At 69.4% G+C, this 15,138-nt stretch carries 13 protein-coding genes; 9 read left to right on the top strand and 4 right to left on the bottom strand.

What is annotated here, in order from left to right:
• Window positions 1–4 precede the first annotated feature (4 nt).
• Window positions 5–1,234: a radical SAM family heme chaperone HemW gene (hemW, locus tag AC4D16_RS01960; RefSeq protein ID WP_490953754.1), complete on the top strand. Its 1,230-nt coding sequence runs from the start codon at window positions 5–7 to the stop codon at window positions 1,232–1,234.
• Window positions 1,235–1,292: 58 nt separating this feature from the next.
• Here hemW and AC4D16_RS01955 read toward each other — a convergent pair whose 3' ends face one another.
• Together AC4D16_RS01955 and AC4D16_RS01950 are read right to left on the bottom strand one after the other, a co-directional pair.
• Entirely contained in the window at window positions 1,293–1,709 is a 417-nt protein-coding gene (locus tag AC4D16_RS01955) for a DUF4870 domain-containing protein (RefSeq protein WP_490949119.1), read from the bottom strand.
• Window positions 1,710–1,777: 68 nt separating this feature from the next.
• On the bottom strand, window positions 1,778–2,629 hold the full coding sequence (locus AC4D16_RS01950) for a DUF3097 family protein (RefSeq protein ID WP_490953753.1): 852 nt from the start codon (window positions 2,627–2,629) through the stop codon (window positions 1,778–1,780).
• Window positions 2,630–2,809: 180 nt separating this feature from the next.
• Between AC4D16_RS01950 and hrcA the strand changes: the two genes are divergently transcribed.
• The 3 genes from hrcA (at window position 2,810) to AC4D16_RS01935 (ending at window position 5,827) form a co-directional block, all read left to right on the top strand.
• Entirely contained in the window at window positions 2,810–3,829 is a 1,020-nt protein-coding gene (gene hrcA / locus AC4D16_RS01945) for a heat-inducible transcriptional repressor HrcA (protein WP_490953752.1), read from the top strand.
• Between the two features lie 97 nt (window positions 3,830–3,926).
• Window positions 3,927–5,057: a molecular chaperone DnaJ gene (gene dnaJ, locus AC4D16_RS01940; protein WP_490949122.1), complete on the top strand. Its 1,131-nt coding sequence runs from the start codon at window positions 3,927–3,929 to the stop codon at window positions 5,055–5,057.
• 2 nt (window positions 5,058–5,059) lie between these two features.
• On the top strand, window positions 5,060–5,827 hold the full coding sequence (locus AC4D16_RS01935) for a 16S rRNA (uracil(1498)-N(3))-methyltransferase (protein WP_490953751.1): 768 nt from the start codon (window positions 5,060–5,062) through the stop codon (window positions 5,825–5,827).
• A 4-nt stretch (window positions 5,828–5,831) separates the two neighbouring features.
• On the opposite strand, the gene AC4D16_RS01930 is transcribed toward AC4D16_RS01935, so the two are convergent.
• On the bottom strand, window positions 5,832–6,863 hold the full coding sequence (locus AC4D16_RS01930) for a GerMN domain-containing protein (RefSeq protein ID WP_490953750.1): 1,032 nt from the start codon (window positions 6,861–6,863) through the stop codon (window positions 5,832–5,834).
• 415 nt (window positions 6,864–7,278) lie between these two features.
• On the opposite strand from AC4D16_RS01930, the gene AC4D16_RS01925 reads away from it, so the two are divergent.
• From AC4D16_RS01925 to AC4D16_RS01905, 5 genes are all read left to right on the top strand, one after another.
• The gene (locus AC4D16_RS01925) at window positions 7,279–8,310 is read left to right on the top strand and encodes a PhoH family protein (RefSeq protein ID WP_490949125.1); all 1,032 of its coding nucleotides are present in this window, start codon (window positions 7,279–7,281) and stop codon (window positions 8,308–8,310) included.
• Window positions 8,307–8,780 carry an rRNA maturation RNase YbeY gene (ybeY, locus tag AC4D16_RS01920; RefSeq protein WP_490953749.1) on the top strand — a complete coding sequence of 158 codons (474 nt, stop codon included), beginning with the start codon at window positions 8,307–8,309 and terminating at the stop codon, window positions 8,778–8,780. Before AC4D16_RS01925 ends, ybeY begins: the two co-directional genes overlap by 4 nt.
• Entirely contained in the window at window positions 8,777–10,087 is a 1,311-nt protein-coding gene (locus tag AC4D16_RS01915; protein ID WP_490953748.1) for a hemolysin family protein, read from the top strand. Before ybeY ends, AC4D16_RS01915 begins: the two co-directional genes overlap by 4 nt.
• Window positions 10,074–11,003 (top strand): GTPase Era, encoded by a 930-nt coding sequence (gene era / locus AC4D16_RS01910; RefSeq protein ID WP_490949128.1) that lies wholly within the window; start codon window positions 10,074–10,076, stop codon window positions 11,001–11,003. The genes AC4D16_RS01915 and era overlap by 14 nt, the downstream gene beginning before the upstream one ends.
• A 198-nt stretch (window positions 11,004–11,201) precedes the next feature.
• A complete protein-coding gene (locus tag AC4D16_RS01905; RefSeq protein ID WP_490949129.1) occupies window positions 11,202–12,767 on the top strand; it encodes an LCP family protein in 1,566 nt (521 codons plus the stop codon).
• 203 nt (window positions 12,768–12,970) lie between these two features.
• Here the strand turns inward: AC4D16_RS01905 and AC4D16_RS01900 are convergent, their stop codons facing one another.
• Window positions 12,971–14,938, bottom strand: a complete 1,968-nt coding sequence (locus AC4D16_RS01900) for a M13 family metallopeptidase (RefSeq protein ID WP_490953747.1) — start codon at window positions 14,936–14,938, stop codon at window positions 12,971–12,973.
• Window positions 14,939–15,138: the final 200 nt, after the last annotated feature.

Genomic DNA, 15,138 nt, shown 5'->3' with positions numbered 1-15,138 from the left:
ACCTGTGCCTAGTGCGCTGCCGCTCGGTCTTCCTGCGCCCGACGACGGCACCCTCCCGGCGTCGGCTGCGCTGGGAGCCGCAGGCCGCGATCTCGGCCTGTACGTGCACATCCCGTTCTGCGCCGTCCGGTGCGGGTACTGCGACTTCAACACCTACACGGCCACGGAACTCGGTGGTGGAGCGTCGCAGGACGCCTACGCTGGATCGGTGCTGACGGAACTGCGTCTCGGAGCGCGTGTGCTCGACGACGCGGAACTCCCGCCGAGGCCCCTCTCCACGGTGTTCTTCGGTGGAGGGACGCCCACCCTCCTGCCCGCCGGGGACCTCGCATCGATCCTGCGGGAGGCCCGGGAGCTGTGGGGTCTCGCTCCAGGCGCGGAGGTCACCACCGAGGCGAACCCTGACTCCGTGAGTCCGGAATCCCTCCGGACCCTGCGGGAGGCCGGCTTCACGCGCGTCTCGTTCGGCATGCAGTCCGCCGTGCCGCACGTCCTGGCCGTGCTGGATCGCACGCACTCGCCGGAGCGCGTTCCCCAGGCGGTGGCGTGGGCGCGGGAAGCGGGCCTCGCCGTGAGTCTCGACCTGATCTACGGCACCCCCGGCGAGTCGCTCGACGACTGGCGCACCTCCGTGGACACCGCTCTGTCCTACGGTCCCGATCACATCTCCGCCTATGCCCTCATCATCGAGGAGGGCACACGTCTCGCGGGCAGGATCCGCCGCGGTCAGGTACCCCCGATCGACGACGACGACCACGCGGACAAGTACGCCCTCGCCGACGAGTTGCTCACGGCCGGCGGCCTCTCCTGGTACGAGGTCAGCAACTGGGCGAGAACGCCGGACGACGCCTGCCGTCACAATCTGGCCTACTGGCGGGGGAGCGATTGGTGGGGTGCCGGTCCGGGTGCCCACTCGCACGTCGGCGGCACCCGCTGGTGGAACGTCAAGCACCCCCGCGCGTACGCCGAGGCACTCGATGCCGGAAGGTCACCGGCTGCGGGGCGCGAGATCCTCGCAGATTCGGACCGCTACGTGGAGGACGTCATGCTGCGGGTGCGGCTGCGCGAGGGGCTCGCGACCGACGGTCTGGCGTCCTCGGGCCGCCGCGCCGTCGCCGGTCTGATCGCCGACGGGCTGGTGGAACCGGCGGCTGCCTTCGCCGGGCGGATCGTCCTGACCTTCCGCGGCCGGCTGCTCGCCGACGCCGTGGTCCGTCGCCTGCTGCCGGACTGAGCCGACTGAATCGACAGCGCCGAGCGCTGTCACCCCGACCTGGCCGGCAGGGCGGTGACTACCGGATCAAGCGCAGGTTCAGGGCGTAGCGGTAGGGGCGTCCCCGGTTGACCTGGATGCCCGCGCCGACGGAGAACATGGTGATCGTCACCCAGATGAGTGCGTTGACGACGGCGAAGATCCCGCCGATCTCCGGCAGGAGGGAGAGCAGCCACGCCGTGAGCGCGAGGAGCGTGGGGGGCAGCGTGAAGTTCAGCGCCTCCTTCGACTCCTGCGCGGTGAAGGGGCCACGATCCTTGAAGATGAGGAAGATGATCAGCGAGGGGATGAACCCGAGGATCCCGCCGAAGTGCGCCAGCGTGGCGAATTGTCTGTCCTCCGATGCCGTCAGGGGAAGCGCGTTCGCCGGGGTTCCCTCGAAAGCCGGCCGGGTGCGGCCCCGCTCGTGATGCTGATGATCAGCGGTGTCTGACAACGTGCGTCCTTTGCTGGCGTGCGTCCTGCGTCTACCTCCAGAATACGTGCCGCGCCACCGTTGCGGGCTCAGGCGTTGCCGGGAGGCGCGGTCAGGAAGTCGATGACCTCCTCCACCCGGCCGAGCAGTGACGGCTCGAGGTCCGCGTAGCTGCTCACACCCGCGAGGATCCTCTTCCAGCCGTTCGCCACCGCGGCCTGGTCGCGGTGCGGCCAGCCGAGGCCCGCGAGGATGCCCGTCTTCCAGTCCTGACCACGCGGGATCACGGGCCACGCGGTGAGTCCGAGAGCTCCCGGCTTCACGGCCTGCCAGACGTCCACATAGGGGTGGCCCACGATCAGCACGTGGTGGCGTGCACCGGGGACCGCCATCGCCTGCTCTGCGATGCGCGCCTCCTTGGTGCCCGGCAGGAGGTGATCCACGAGGACACCGAGCCGACGCCGGGGTCCGGGCGCGAACTCGCGGATCGCGCCGGCGAGGTCGTCCACGCCGTGGAGGGGTTCGACGACGATGCCCTCGAGCCGGAGATCGTCGCCCCAGACCTTCTCGACCAGCTCGGCGTCGTGCTGGCCCTCCACCCAGATCCGGCTGGCACGGGCGGTGCGCGCCCGCGCTCCCTCGACCCGCAGGGAACCCGATGCCGTCCGCGTAGGGGTCGCCGCGGCACGAGCGGCGGGGGCGACGACGCGCACGGGTTCGCCGTCGAGGAGGAAGCCGTGGCCGAGGCGGAACGTGCGGGTGCGTCCGCGACGGTCCTCGAGCACCATGACGTGCAGGCCACCGGACTTCTCGCTGCGGATCACCGCGCCCACGAAGCCGGACTGCACGTCCTCGAGCACCATGTCCCGCTCCACGGGCACGTTCCGCAGGGCGGTGCGCGCGGGTGCCGAGAGGTCCTGGGCGCCCCAGCCGTACTCCATCGTCGTCGTCCCTTCGGCCTGCGGTGTCGATCGGGGAGCCTGCCCGGCGTACCCGGCTGCCTATGCTAACAACGCCCGGGAACGTACTAGACTTGGCACTTGGGCGTGTCGAGTGCTAATCACCGACCGCCCTCCCCGAGAAGCCCGTCGATGCTGTTCGAACCCGGAGGTGACACAGGTATGAGTGAACCGCGACGCCTGGAGGTACTCCGGGCCATCGTCGAGGACTACGTGCACTCGCGTGAGCCCGTGGGATCCAAGGCCCTCGTGGACCGCCACCACCTCGGCGTGTCCTCCGCGACCATCCGCAACGACATGGCCGTCCTCGAGGACGAGGGCCTGATTGCCGCGCCGCACACCAGCTCGGGCCGCATCCCGACGGACAAGGGCTACCGCCTGTTCGTGGACCGCATCTCCGAGGTGAAGCCGCTCTCGGCACCGGAGAAGAAAGCCATCCAGACCCTGCTCGAGGGTGCCGAGGATCTCGACGACGTGATGGACCGGACCGTGCGGCTGCTCGCGCAGCTCACGAACCAGGTGGCGGTCGTGCAGTTCCCGCGGGTCGGCGGCGCCTCGGTCCGCCACATCGAGTGCGTCCTCCTCGCCCCGCGGCAGGTGCTCGTGGTGCTGATCGCGAGCAACGGGACCGTCCAGCAACGAATCGTCCGGACGCCCGTCGAACTGCAGGAGGCGGATCTCGCGGAGCTCAAGCAGCGCGTCCTGTCGGCGGTGTCCTGCGTCAAGCTGACGTCCCTGCCGGCCGAGCTGCGCACCGTCGCGAACGAACTCCCCGCGACCCTCCGGCCGCACGGGGGTACGATCGTGGCAGCGCTCGAGCAGCTCGCGAGCCTGGGACGCGACGACCGCATCCTCCTCGCCGGCACGGCGAACCTGGCCCGGTCCACGGGCGACTTCCCGCTCAGCATCGGGCCCGTCCTGGAGGCACTCGAGGAGCAGGTGGTCATGCTGCGGCTGCTCTCGGAGATGGAGTACGACGCCCGGGGCATCTCGGTGAGGATCGGGAGCGAGAACCCGTACGGCGGTCTCTCGGAGGCATCCGTGGTCGCCACGGGGTACGGTCCCGACGCCGGGGCGAAACTGGGGATCCTCGGACCCACACGGATGGACTACCCGACGACAATGGCCGCGGTGCGCGCCGTCGCCCGCTACCTCTCGAGGATCCTCGAGGAGGAGCGATGAGCGCGGCCGCCGACACGAGCGCGGCGATGGGCAGGGAAGTGACCGGCGCAGGCCGGGGTTACGAAGAGAAGTTCACGACAGGAAGCGGTGTGCAGGAGTGAGTAATCACTATGAGGTCCTCGGTGTGGCGCAGGGAGCGACGGGAGAGGAGATCAAGAAGGCCTACCGCAAGCTCGCCCGGAAGCTCCACCCGGACGTCAACGACGGCCCCGACGCGGCCGAGGAGTTCAAGCTCGTGACGCGCGCCTACGAGGTGCTCTCGGACCCGCAGAAGCGCCGGGTGTACGACACCACGGGCAACGAGAACGGCACCGACACCGGGTACGGCGCCGGGTACTCCGGCTCGGGCTTCGCCTTCCAGGACATCTTCGAGACGTTCTTCGGCGGCAGCGGTCAGCAGGGTGGGGCGCCGTCGCGCACTCGTCGCGGGCAGGACGCACTCATCAACGTGCGGATCGACCTCAAGGACGCGGTCTTCGGGACGAACAAGAAGATCGAGGTGGACACCGCGGAGGTGTGCCACGTCTGCGAGGGTAGCTGCTGCCAGCCGGGTACGTCACCGCGCACCTGCGACATCTGTGGTGGTTCGGGCCAGGTGCAGCGCGCAGTGCGCTCCATCCTCGGCCAGGTCATGACCAGTGCGCCGTGCGGCACCTGCCAGGGCTACGGCACGGTCATCCCGAGCCCCTGCCACGAGTGCAACGGGGAGGGGCGGGTCCGCGCCCGACGCACCCTCACCATCAAGGTCCCGGCGGGTGTGGGAACCGGGACGAGGATCCAGCTGTCCGGCCAGGGCGAGGCGGGGATCGCCGGTGGTCCCCAGGGCGATCTCTACGTCGAGATCCGGGTCAACACGGATTCCACCTTCCTGCGCGACGGCGACGACCTCCACGTCACGCTGAGCGTGCCCATGACGGCTGCGGCCCTCGGCACCAGCGTGCACCTCGACACCTTCGACGGCGACCAGGAGCTGAGCATCAAGCCGGGCACGCAGTCCGGCGAGATCCTCACGCTCCGCGGTCTCGGCGTCACCCACCTGAGAAATCAGGGCAGGGGAGACCTGCGGGTCCACCTGAACGTCGAGACACCGCGCAATGTCGATCCCCAGCAGGAGGAGCTCCTGCGCCGGCTCGCGGAGCTGCGCAACGAGCAGTACACCGACGGCCAGCTCGCGAGCAGCGGCTCCGGTGTCTTCGCCCGCCTCCGGGAGCGGCTCGGGAACCGCTGACCGTGACGCGGCCCCTCTTCTTCGGCCCCGAGGACTCCGTGCGGGCCGCTCGGCCCGGCGACCCGTTCGTCCTCGGCGGCGACGAGGGCCGGCATGCCTCGACCGTCCGCCGACTGACGGCGGGGGAGCGGATCGACGTCACCGACGGCCTCGGACACCGGATCACGGGTGTGATCACGGCTGTCGGGACGGGCACCGTGGAACTGCGGGTGGAGCACGCCGGGCAGGAGGCGCCCCCGCATCACCGGCTGGTCCTCGTCCAGGCCCTCGCCAAGGGCGGGCGTGACGAGCAGGCGGTCGAGGCCGCGACGGAACTGGGGGTCGACGGCGTCGTCCCCTGGCACGCCGAGCGCAGCATCGTCCGCTGGCGGGGCGACAAGGTGGAGCGGGGGCGCCAGAAGTGGGTGTCGCTGGTCGGCGCAGCGTCGAAGCAGTCCCGGAGGTCCTTCATGCCCGAGGTGCTGCCGGTGATGGACACGGGGCGTCTTGCGTCCTGGGCGGGCTCGGTCGATCGCGTCGTCGTCCTGCACGAGGACGCCGAGGAGTCCCTGGCCCAGTACGTCGGCCGCCTCGAGAGCGCCGGCGACCTCGGCCCACCGTCGACGACCGCACTGCTGGTCGGTCCGGAGGGTGGCATCAGCGACGCCGAGATCCGCACACTCCAGGCCGTCGGCGCGCACACCGCCCGGCTCGGCCCGCACGTGCTCAGGTCCTCGTCCGCCGGTCCTGCCGCGCTCGTCCTGCTGAACCACCTGCTGTCCCGCTGGTGACGCGTCAGCGGACGACGACGGTCTTCGTGTCCTCCGCAGTGCCGTCGCCGTCGCCGTCCTGCGCCGACTCCGACTCCGGAACTGACACCGTGATCGTGTACCGGCCCGGCGGAAGCGTCTCGACGAACGAATAGGAGCCGGTGGCCTGCCCGCGCTCGATCTCCGCGGTCCCGTCACGGAACAGCGAGCTCCCGTCGGACCCCCCGTCGATGGCGCCCTCGTCCAGTCGGTCGATGCGCCAGCGGACCGCGTCATCGTCCGTCGGTGCGGTGCCCTGGACGGTGACCTGCCCTTCGGACTCGACGTCCTGCTGCGGGTCGATGATCCAGACGGGCGCGAGCAGGGCGGTGTCGCGGGTCCACTCGCCGTCGAGGTCCACGGCGTCAAAGGCCCGGTAGCCGATCGCGCCGTCCACGAGGACGACGACTGAGCTGGACTCACCTCCTTCGATGAGGCCGGCGTTCGCGGCGGCCGCGGTGGCGGTGTAGACGAGTTGTTGGACAGCCATGCGTGCGCGGTCCTCGGGCAGCGTCTCCCCGAAGGCGTCGGAGGAGATGTCGACCGTGATCACGTTCCGGGTACTGATGGACGAGCTGATGCTGGTCGCCTCGCGCCACGGTGTGCGGTAGTCCGGGTCGAGTGGCTGATCAGCGGTCATGAGGCGGATCGAATCGGAGATCGGATCTGCCGAGGTCGGGTCCGGGTTCTGGTGGAACTCGCGGAAGAGCCGCTCGCCGCCGTCCACGTCGCCCACCCAGTAGACCGGCAGGAGCGCCGGTACCGTCGCGGCGGACGCCGCCGCTCCGCCGCTTCCAGCGGCGCTCTCGGAACCCGTGCCGCCGGGCGCGGTCATCTGTGCTCCCGGCGTTCCCGGCGTCGACGGCGGCATCGAGAGGCTCGTGGTGGACGCCGGGCGCTGCATCGGCCCGAGGTTGGGCAGGAGGAACACGCTGCTCGCCACGAGGACGCCCCCCGACACCAGCAGGACGCCGCGGAGACCGAGGCGGCTCCGCTTGAGGGGGTCCTGCTCGCTCATGCGGTACCCCCTTTCTCATCGGAGCCCGTGAGGGCGCGGTTCCCACTGTCATCGGTCGTTCAGGATGCTGACCTGTTCGGACGGGATCCGACGTGCTCGACATTCGCCTGCTCCGGGCGCCGGGAGGCACCCGTGACCGTCCGGGATCTTCCGGAGGGACGAGCGTGGGCGATGCGAACGCGGCGGTGCGTCGAGCGTCGGCCGGTGCATCCGGTTCAGCTTGACACAGGGCGCACACGTGTTCGCCACGGATCCGTCCTCCTTCGGTGGACTGAAACACGATCGATACGAAGCAGTCGGACGGCCATACCGCAGGATGATCGCCCACGCCGCGCGCGGGAGGGATGCCGTAGCATTAACCGGGCAGGAGTCAACTACTCGCACGAGGGGCGATCGAAGGCCTGACGGCCGATCTATGAGCGAATCCACAACAGGTATCAACGCGGCTGGGCTGGACACCAGGACGTTCGTGTTCGACTCGACGCAGCAGATGGTCCAGGCCCTCGGCTCCAACGACGAGGCGCTCCGGCTGATCGAGGACTCCTTCCCGGGAGTGGGCTTGCAGGCCAGGGGCAACGAACTCACCATCACCGGCCCCTCGGCGGACGTCCTCAGGACCGAACGGCTGATCGGTGAGATCCAGACCATGGCCAGCAACAATGCCACGGTGTCGCCGCAGGTCCTCGAGCAGCTGGTGATGATGCTGCGGACCCAGAGCTCCACCCGTCCCTCCGAGGTCCTCTCCGTCAACATCCTGACCTCCCGGGGCAAGACCATCCGCCCCAAGACGCTGAACCAGAGCACGTACGTCGACGCGATCGACCGCAACACGATCGTGTTCGGCATCGGCCCCGCCGGAACGGGTAAGACCTACCTCGCCATGGCGAAGGCGGTTCAGGCGCTGCAGCAGAAGGAAGTCAACCGGATCATCCTGACGCGCCCCGCGGTCGAGGCGGGGGAGCGTCTCGGATTCCTGCCGGGCACCCTCAACGACAAGATCGATCCGTATCTGCGACCGCTCTACGACGCCCTCCACGACATGATGGACCCCGATTCGATCCCTCGCCTGATGGCCGCGGGCACCATCGAGGTCGCTCCGCTCGCCTACATGCGCGGGCGGACGCTCAACGACGCGTTCATCATCCTCGACGAGGCCCAGAACACCACTCCGGAGCAGATGAAGATGTTCCTCACGCGCCTGGGGTTCGGGTCGAAGATGGTCGTGACAGGAGACGTGACGCAGGTGGACCTCCCCAACGGGACGAGTTCCGGTCTGCGGGTGGTCAGCGAGATCCTCCAGGACGTCGACGACGTCTACTTCAGCGGTCTGGACGCCTCCGACGTCGTGCGGCACCGCCTGGTCGGTGACATCGTGAGCGCCTACAGCGCATGGGACGAGGAGCAGCGGACCGCCCCTCGCTCCGGCCGCCCCTCGGTATCACGATGAGCGTCGAGGTCAACAACGAGTCGGGGCACGAGGTCGACGAGGAGTCGTTCGTCCGCCTGGCCTCCTTTCTCTTCGAGTCGCTGTTCGTGCACCCCGAGGCCGAACTGTCCATCATCCTCGTGGATACCGCCGCGATGGAGAAGCTGCACGTCGAGTGGATGGACGAGCCCGGGCCCACGGACGTCCTGTCCTTCCCGATGGACGAGCTGAGGCCCGGCGCTCCGGGTCGGGTCACCCCGGCCGGGCTCCTCGGGGACATCGTGCTCTGCCCTGAGGTCGCGGCCACGCAGGCGGCGGCGGCAGGTCATGGCACGCACGACGAACTCCTGCTCCTGACGACCCACGGTGTGCTGCACCTCCTCGGGTACGACCACGCGGAGCCCGAGGAGGAGAAGGAGATGTTCGGCCTGCAGAGGCAGCTCCTCTCGGGCTTCCTGGGTGACGAAGCCCCCCGCGAGACGCGCGCTTGACCAGTCTCGTCCTCGCCCTCATGGGGCTGCTCTTCGCGTTGACCGCCGCTCTCGTCACCGCCGCGGAGGCCGCCTTCAGCTACCTTCCGCGTCAGGAGGGCGAGGCTCTGCTGCAGGGCCCGAAGGCACGGCCGCTCCGGCGCATCCTCGACGCGCCCGTCTCCCACATGCACGCCCTCCGCTTCTGGCGGGTCTGGTTCGAGATGGCCGGCGCCGTCGCGGTCGCCATCCTCTTCCACGATCTCCTCGACAACATCTGGTGGGCCGGGCTGCTCGCCACCGCGGTCATGGCCGCGATCGGCTTCGTGATCGTCGGGGTGTCGCCGCGCCAGCTCGGGCGGACCCACGCCCCCGCAGTCGTCCGCCTCACCGCGGGTTTCGTCGCGCTCCTCTGCTCGATCCTCGGACCCGTCCCGCGGTGGCTCGTGCGGATCGGCAGCGCCATCACCCCCGGCGCGAACCGCGACGAGGCCGCGTTCTTCACGCAGGAGGAGTTCAGGGAGCTCCTGTCGCGGGCCTCCGATGCAGAGATGATCGAGGACAACGAGGCCGAGCTGATCCACTCGGTCTTCGAGCTCGGCGACACCAAGGTGCGGTCCGTGATGGTCCCGCGCACCGACATGGTGACCATCGAGACGGGCTCGACACTCAGCCAGGCGATGTCGCTGTTCCTGCGGTCCGGGTATTCGCGCATCCCGGTGATCGGGGAGAGCTCGGACGACATCCGGGGGCTGCTGTACCTGAAGGACGTCGTCGCGAACCTGCACGGCCGTCCGGCGTCGAACCTCTCGCGGCTCGTCGACCACGAATGCCGGCCCGCACGCTACGTACCGGAGTCCAAGCCGGTCGGCGATCTGCTGAGGGAACTGCAGCGCGAGTCCACCCACGTCGCGATCGTCATCGACGAGTACGGCGGAACCGCCGGCCTCGTCACGCTCGAGGACCTCATCGAGGAGATCGTCGGCGAGATCGTGGACGAGTACGACTCCGAGGTGCCGGAGCAGGAGCGGCTCGACGACGGCGAGTTCCGTGTCAGCGCGCGCATGGGGATCGACGATCTCGGGGAGCTCTTCGGCGTCGACCTCGAGGACGAGGAGGTCGACACCGTGGGCGGCCTGCTCGCGAAGGCGCTCGGCAGGGTGCCGATCGTCGGCTCGGAGGTCACACTGGACGGTATCGGCCTGCGGGCCGAACGTGTGGAGGGCCGCCGGAACAGGGTCTCGCACGTGATCGCCTACCGCAGGCCGGTCGGCGACGGAGAGCACAACGGACGAGAGACGGTAGAGGCTGATCATGAGCGACACTGAGCACAGGGCGGGGTTCGTCTCGCTGGTCGGGCGGCCCAACGCCGGCAAATCGACCCTCACGAATGCCCTGGTGGGTCAGAAGGTCGCCATCACGTCGGCGAAGCCGCAGACCACGCGGCACACCATTCGTGGCATCGTGAACCGCGAGGACGCGCAGATCGTCCTCGTCGACACCCCGGGCCTGCACCGTCCCCGCACCCTGCTCGGTCAGCGACTGAACGATCTCGTGGCCGACACCCTCGCCGAGGTCGACGCCGTGGGGTTCTGCCTGCCCGCGAACGAGAAGATCGGACCGGGTGACCGCTTCATCGCGGAGCAGCTCGCCCGGCTGCGACGCAAGCCGCTGATCGCGGTCGTGACCAAGACGGACCTCGTCGACCGACAGGCCCTCACGGAGCAACTGCTCGCGGTCGCGAAGCTCGGTACGGAGGTTGCCGGAGCGGACGGCTGGGCGGACATCGTGCCCGTGTCCGCCGCGGACGGCTTCCAGGTGGACACCGTTGCCCAGGTCTTCAGCGAGCACATGCCCGTCTCGCCGGTGCTGTACCCCGGCGGGGAACTCACGGACGAGCCGGAGGCGGTCATGGTGGCCGAACTGGTCCGTGAGGCCGCCCTCGAGGGTGTCCGGGACGAGCTACCGCATTCCCTCGCCGTCGTGGTCGAGGAGATGATCCCCCGCGAGGGACGCAGCGAGGACAATCCGATGCTCGATGTCCACGTGAACCTGTACGTCGAGAGGCCGTCGCAGAAGGCGATCATCATCGGCAAGGGTGGCGCGAGACTCCGTGAGGTCGGCACGACGGCGCGGCGTGGGATCGAAGCGCTCCTGGGCACCCGTGTCTACCTCGACCTCCACGTCAAGGTGGCCAAGGACTGGCAGCGGGACCCCAAGCAGCTCGTGAAGCTCGGATTCTGACGGGCACTCCTCGCGCGCCTCGCTCGTTGTGATGCGGGTACGGGCCTGGAGCCCTGCCATACTGTGCCGAGCACCCGACAGAATCGTCCGTGGCGCACGGCGCTCATCGTCCGACGACGTATCGAGGAGCGCGGGCCTCCGGTCGACGCCGGGGGCAGCAGTCCCCACAGTGCACCCACCGATCCGAAGGAGCCACGCATGAATCGCCGATCACCCTCCGGCGTCGACGGCGCCGACGACCTCCCTCGGGGAGTCGCCGAGGGTGGGGTTCCCGTCCGGCTCACCGCCGACGCCGGGCCCGGCGGTCGCCATCTGGGCCGCGGTTCCGCGCACCGCGGACTCAAGGCCACGGCGATCCTGCTGGCCTCGGTGCTCATGGCTTCCGTCGTCTTCGTCGCCGTCCAGGTCTTCAGGCTGCAGTCGAACGTGGAGACGCTCCCGCTGAACCTCGCCGAGAACCAGGAGTCCGCCCTGCCGGTGGATTCGAGCACCGATCCGTTGCAGATCCTCATCATCGGCTCGGACACGCGCACCGGTAATTCCGGAGCGTTCTTCGGCGACGAGAGCGAGTCGTCCGGGGAAGGCAACGCGGATGTCATGATGCTCCTGACACTGTCGGCGGACCGCGAGAACGTCACGGTCGTGTCCTTCCCGCGCGATCTCCTCACGCCGCTCCCGAGCTGTATCGACCCCGAGGGTGGTGAGCCGTCCGCGGCCATGGACCTGGGCCAGCTCAACGGATCGCTGAACAGTGGTGGCCCGGGCTGCACGGTCGCTGCGATCAACAACCTCACAGGCCTGTCGATCGACCACTTCATGATGGCGGGCTTCGTCGCCGTCAGCGAACTCTCCGCGGCCGTCGGAGGTGTCGAGGTCTGCGTGCAGGCTCCGGTCGACGACGAGTACTCCGGCCTCCAGCTCCCCGCCGGCACCAGCGAGGTCGAGGGGGATCAGGCTCTGGCCTTCCTGCGTACCCGGCACAGCTTCGGTGACGGCGGTGACGCCGGGCGCATCGCGGCGCAGCAGTCGTTCCTCGCGTCCCTGGCCCGTAAGGTCAGGGGGGAGGGGACGCTGACGAACCTGCCGAAGCTCTATTCCATCGCGGACGTCATCACCCGCAACCTCACCGTCGACGAGGACCTCTCCCAGCCGGCGGAACTCCTCAAGATCGCCGACCGCCTCAAGAACGTCGATCTGGGCAAGGTCGCTTTCGTGACCGTTCCAACCGAGCCCTACATCGAGGACCCCAACCGGTTGGTGCTCGACGAGGACGCCGCTGCGCCGCTGTTCGACGCCCTGCGGGAGGACCGCGGGCTGACCGAGGAGCCGCAGCCGGAGGAGCCGCAGCCCGAGCCGAGCGACGCATCGGCGCCTGCCCCGACCGCCACCGAAGCTCCTGCGCCTGCCCCGGCCTCCGTTCCGGTGATCATCGTGAACGGGACGGCCGACCTGACGCGGGCGGACGAGGTGCGGCAGCTGCTCGCCAATGCCGGGTACGCGCAGGCGACGCCGGTGGAGACGGCACCCGCCGAGACCTCGCAGATCTTCTACGGCGAGGGATACGAGGCCGCGGCAGCACAGTTGGCGGCGCTCCTCGGTGTACCCGCGAGCCAGGTGGGCCCGGACCCGACCGCCGTCGGCCTGGAGCTCCTCGTCGGTGCGGACTTCGCCTCCGGCCCGAAGGTCGTCGTGCCGCCGCTGGGTAGTGACCTCCAGGGGCAGACCGCAGAACAGGTCACCTGCCAGGCCTCGTCCGGACTCTGACAGCCCGACGTCGTCCTTGTGCCTCGCTGACGGCCCGACGTCGTCCTCGCCCGGTCGGCTGACGGCCCGACGTCGTCCCGTGCGCTTCCCGCGGGGCACCCGCCGCTGCCCGCACGGCGTGAACCGGAGAGCTCCTCCCGACCCCGGATCGGACCACCTGGACCAGGGGCACGGAACCTGACGGCTCCGCGCCCCTGGTCCGGTCACCAGATGCGCACGCGGTCCTCCGGCTCGAGCCACAGGCGATCACCCGCACCGACCCCGAAGGCCTCGTGGAACTCGTCGAGGTTCCGCACCACCTGGTTGCAGCGGAACTCGTTGGGAGAGTGCGGATCGACGGTCAGGCGTCGCTTCGCCTCCTCCGGCCGGATCTTCTGCTGCCAGCACGTGGCCCAGGACAGCAGGAAGCGCTGTGTCCCCGTGAGGCCGTCGATCACCGGCATCCCGGCGTCGCCGAGACTCAGCAGATAGGCGCGGTAGCTGATCCCGAGGCCGCCGAGGTCACCGATGTTCTCCCCGAGGGTGAGCTCACCGTTCACCTGCCGCCCGGGCACTTCCGACGGCTCGAGAGCCGCGTACTGGGCCACCAGGCGCCCGGTCAGCGCGTCGAACGCTTCGCGGTCCGCCTCGCCCCACCAGTTGTGGAGGCGTCCCGTCCCGTCGAACTGGGAGCCCTTGTCGTCGAAGCCGTGCCCGATCTCGTGACCGATCACGGCACCGATCGCACCGTAGTTCACGGCGTCGTCCGCCTCGATGTCGAAGAAGGGCGGCTGGAGGATCGCGGCCGGGAAGACGATCTCGTTCATGGTGGGCATGTAGTAGGCATTCACGGTCTGCGGCGTCATCAGCCAGGCACCGCGGTCGATCGGTCCGCCGAGCTTGCCGAGCTGCCGGCCGTGCTCGAAATCGCCGGCTCGCAGCGCGTTGCCGTACAGATCCTGCGTCCGGATCTCGAGCGGGCCGTAGTCGATCCACTCGTCGGGGTAGCCGATCTTCGTCGTGAACCGGGACAGCTTCTCCAACGCCCTCGTGCGGGTGTCCTCCGTCATCCAAGCGAGGTCCCGGATGCTCGCTTCGTAGGCGGCGATCAGGTTCTCGACGAGTCCGAGCATCGCGGCCTTGTGGGTGGGTGGGAAGTGGCGAGCGACGTAGCGCTGGCCGATCGCCTCACCCACGGCGCCCTCGACGAGGGCCACACCGCGCTTCCAGCGGTCCTTGAGGCGCGGGGTCCCTGCCAGGTGGGTCCCGTAGAAGGCGAAGGTTGCGTCGACGAAGCGCTCGTCGAGGAAGTCGGCGGCGTGGAGCAGCACGCGGCTCACCAGCCACTCCCGCCAGACGTCGAGGCTCTCCTCACGCAGTGCGGCGTCGAGGGCTCGCACGAAATCCGGCTGGCAGACCACCACCTCGGCGGACTGCTCGGCGGAGTCCGTCACCACGCGGAGCCAGCCCGCGAGGTGCGGTGACAGTCCGAGGACGTCGTCGTGGCGCAGGAGGTTGTAGGTCTTCTGCGGGTCGCGGCGTTCGACGGAACCCATCGAGGACGCCGCAAGTCGGGTCTCGAGCGCCAGGACGCGCTCGGCGGCAACCGCCGGATCGACGTCGGTGTCACCCGTGATCAGGGCGAAGAGGGTCGTCAGGAGGCCCCGGTACTCCTCGCGGGTCTCCGCCGTCTGCTCTTCCCGGTAGTACGACTCGTCCGGCAGCCCCAACCCGGACTGGTACAGGTGCAGCACGTACCGGTCGGGGTTCCCGGCGTCGTTGCTCACATAGGGCGCGACGACGCTCTGGACGCCGGAGCGCGCGAGCTCCCCGCTGAGCTCGAGGAGGTCCCCGATCGTGGACGCCGCGGCCACCCGGGCGAGGACCGCGCGGACCGGGGCCGAGCCCTGGGACTCGATGCGCTCGACGTCCATGAAGTCCGCGTAGAGGGTGCCGATCTTCGCATCGAGGTCATCCGCCGAGCCGTCCGCGACGCGCGAGGCCGCTTCCTCGATCAGGGTACGGACGGCGAGTTCGGAGGCGTCGCGCAGGGCCGTGAAGGAGCCCGCGAGCGGGCGATCGTCCGGAATGACCGCGTCTTTCAGCCACAGCCCGTTGGCGTGCCGGAAGAGGTCGTCCTGGGGCCTGATCGTCGCGTCGAGCGCGGCCGGGTCGAAGGTACTGATCGTCATCGTCGGTTCCTGTTCTGTCGCGGCGCGGAGCGGTCTGTGGCCCGTTCCGCCTGCCCGGAAGCCATCCTATGTGCCGTGTTAGGGTGACAACGTGCGCGCCCAGTCGACCCTTCTTCGGTGCCGCGGCGAGGCCCTCTAGGACGTAAGAGCTACTGGCCCTCCTCGCCGCGGAGTCCGTGTTGCCCGGCCGCCAGCACCTC

The sequence above is a fragment of the Arthrobacter sp. TJ-236 genome (genome assembly GCF_058269235.1).
This window is presented reverse-complemented; position numbering and strand designations above follow the sequence as displayed.

Coding starts and splice junctions, on each gene's coding strand:
- AC4D16_RS01950 (WP_490953753.1), bottom strand. CDS start 2,629: ATGGAGTACGGCTGGGGCGCCCAGGACCTCTCGGCACCCGCGCGCACC.
- hrcA (WP_490953752.1), top strand. CDS start 2,810: ATGAGTGAACCGCGACGCCTGGAGGTACTCCGGGCCATCGTCGAGGAC.
- AC4D16_RS01930 (WP_490953750.1), bottom strand. CDS start 6,863: ATGAGCGAGCAGGACCCCCTCAAGCGGAGCCGCCTCGGTCTCCGCGGC.
- AC4D16_RS01925 (WP_490949125.1), top strand. CDS start 7,279: ATGAGCGAATCCACAACAGGTATCAACGCGGCTGGGCTGGACACCAGG.
- ybeY (WP_490953749.1), top strand. CDS start 8,307: ATGAGCGTCGAGGTCAACAACGAGTCGGGGCACGAGGTCGACGAGGAG.
- era (WP_490949128.1), top strand. CDS start 10,074: ATGAGCGACACTGAGCACAGGGCGGGGTTCGTCTCGCTGGTCGGGCGG.
- AC4D16_RS01905 (WP_490949129.1), top strand. CDS start 11,202: ATGAATCGCCGATCACCCTCCGGCGTCGACGGCGCCGACGACCTCCCT.
- AC4D16_RS01900 (WP_490953747.1), bottom strand. CDS start 14,938: ATGACGATCAGTACCTTCGACCCGGCCGCGCTCGACGCGACGATCAGG.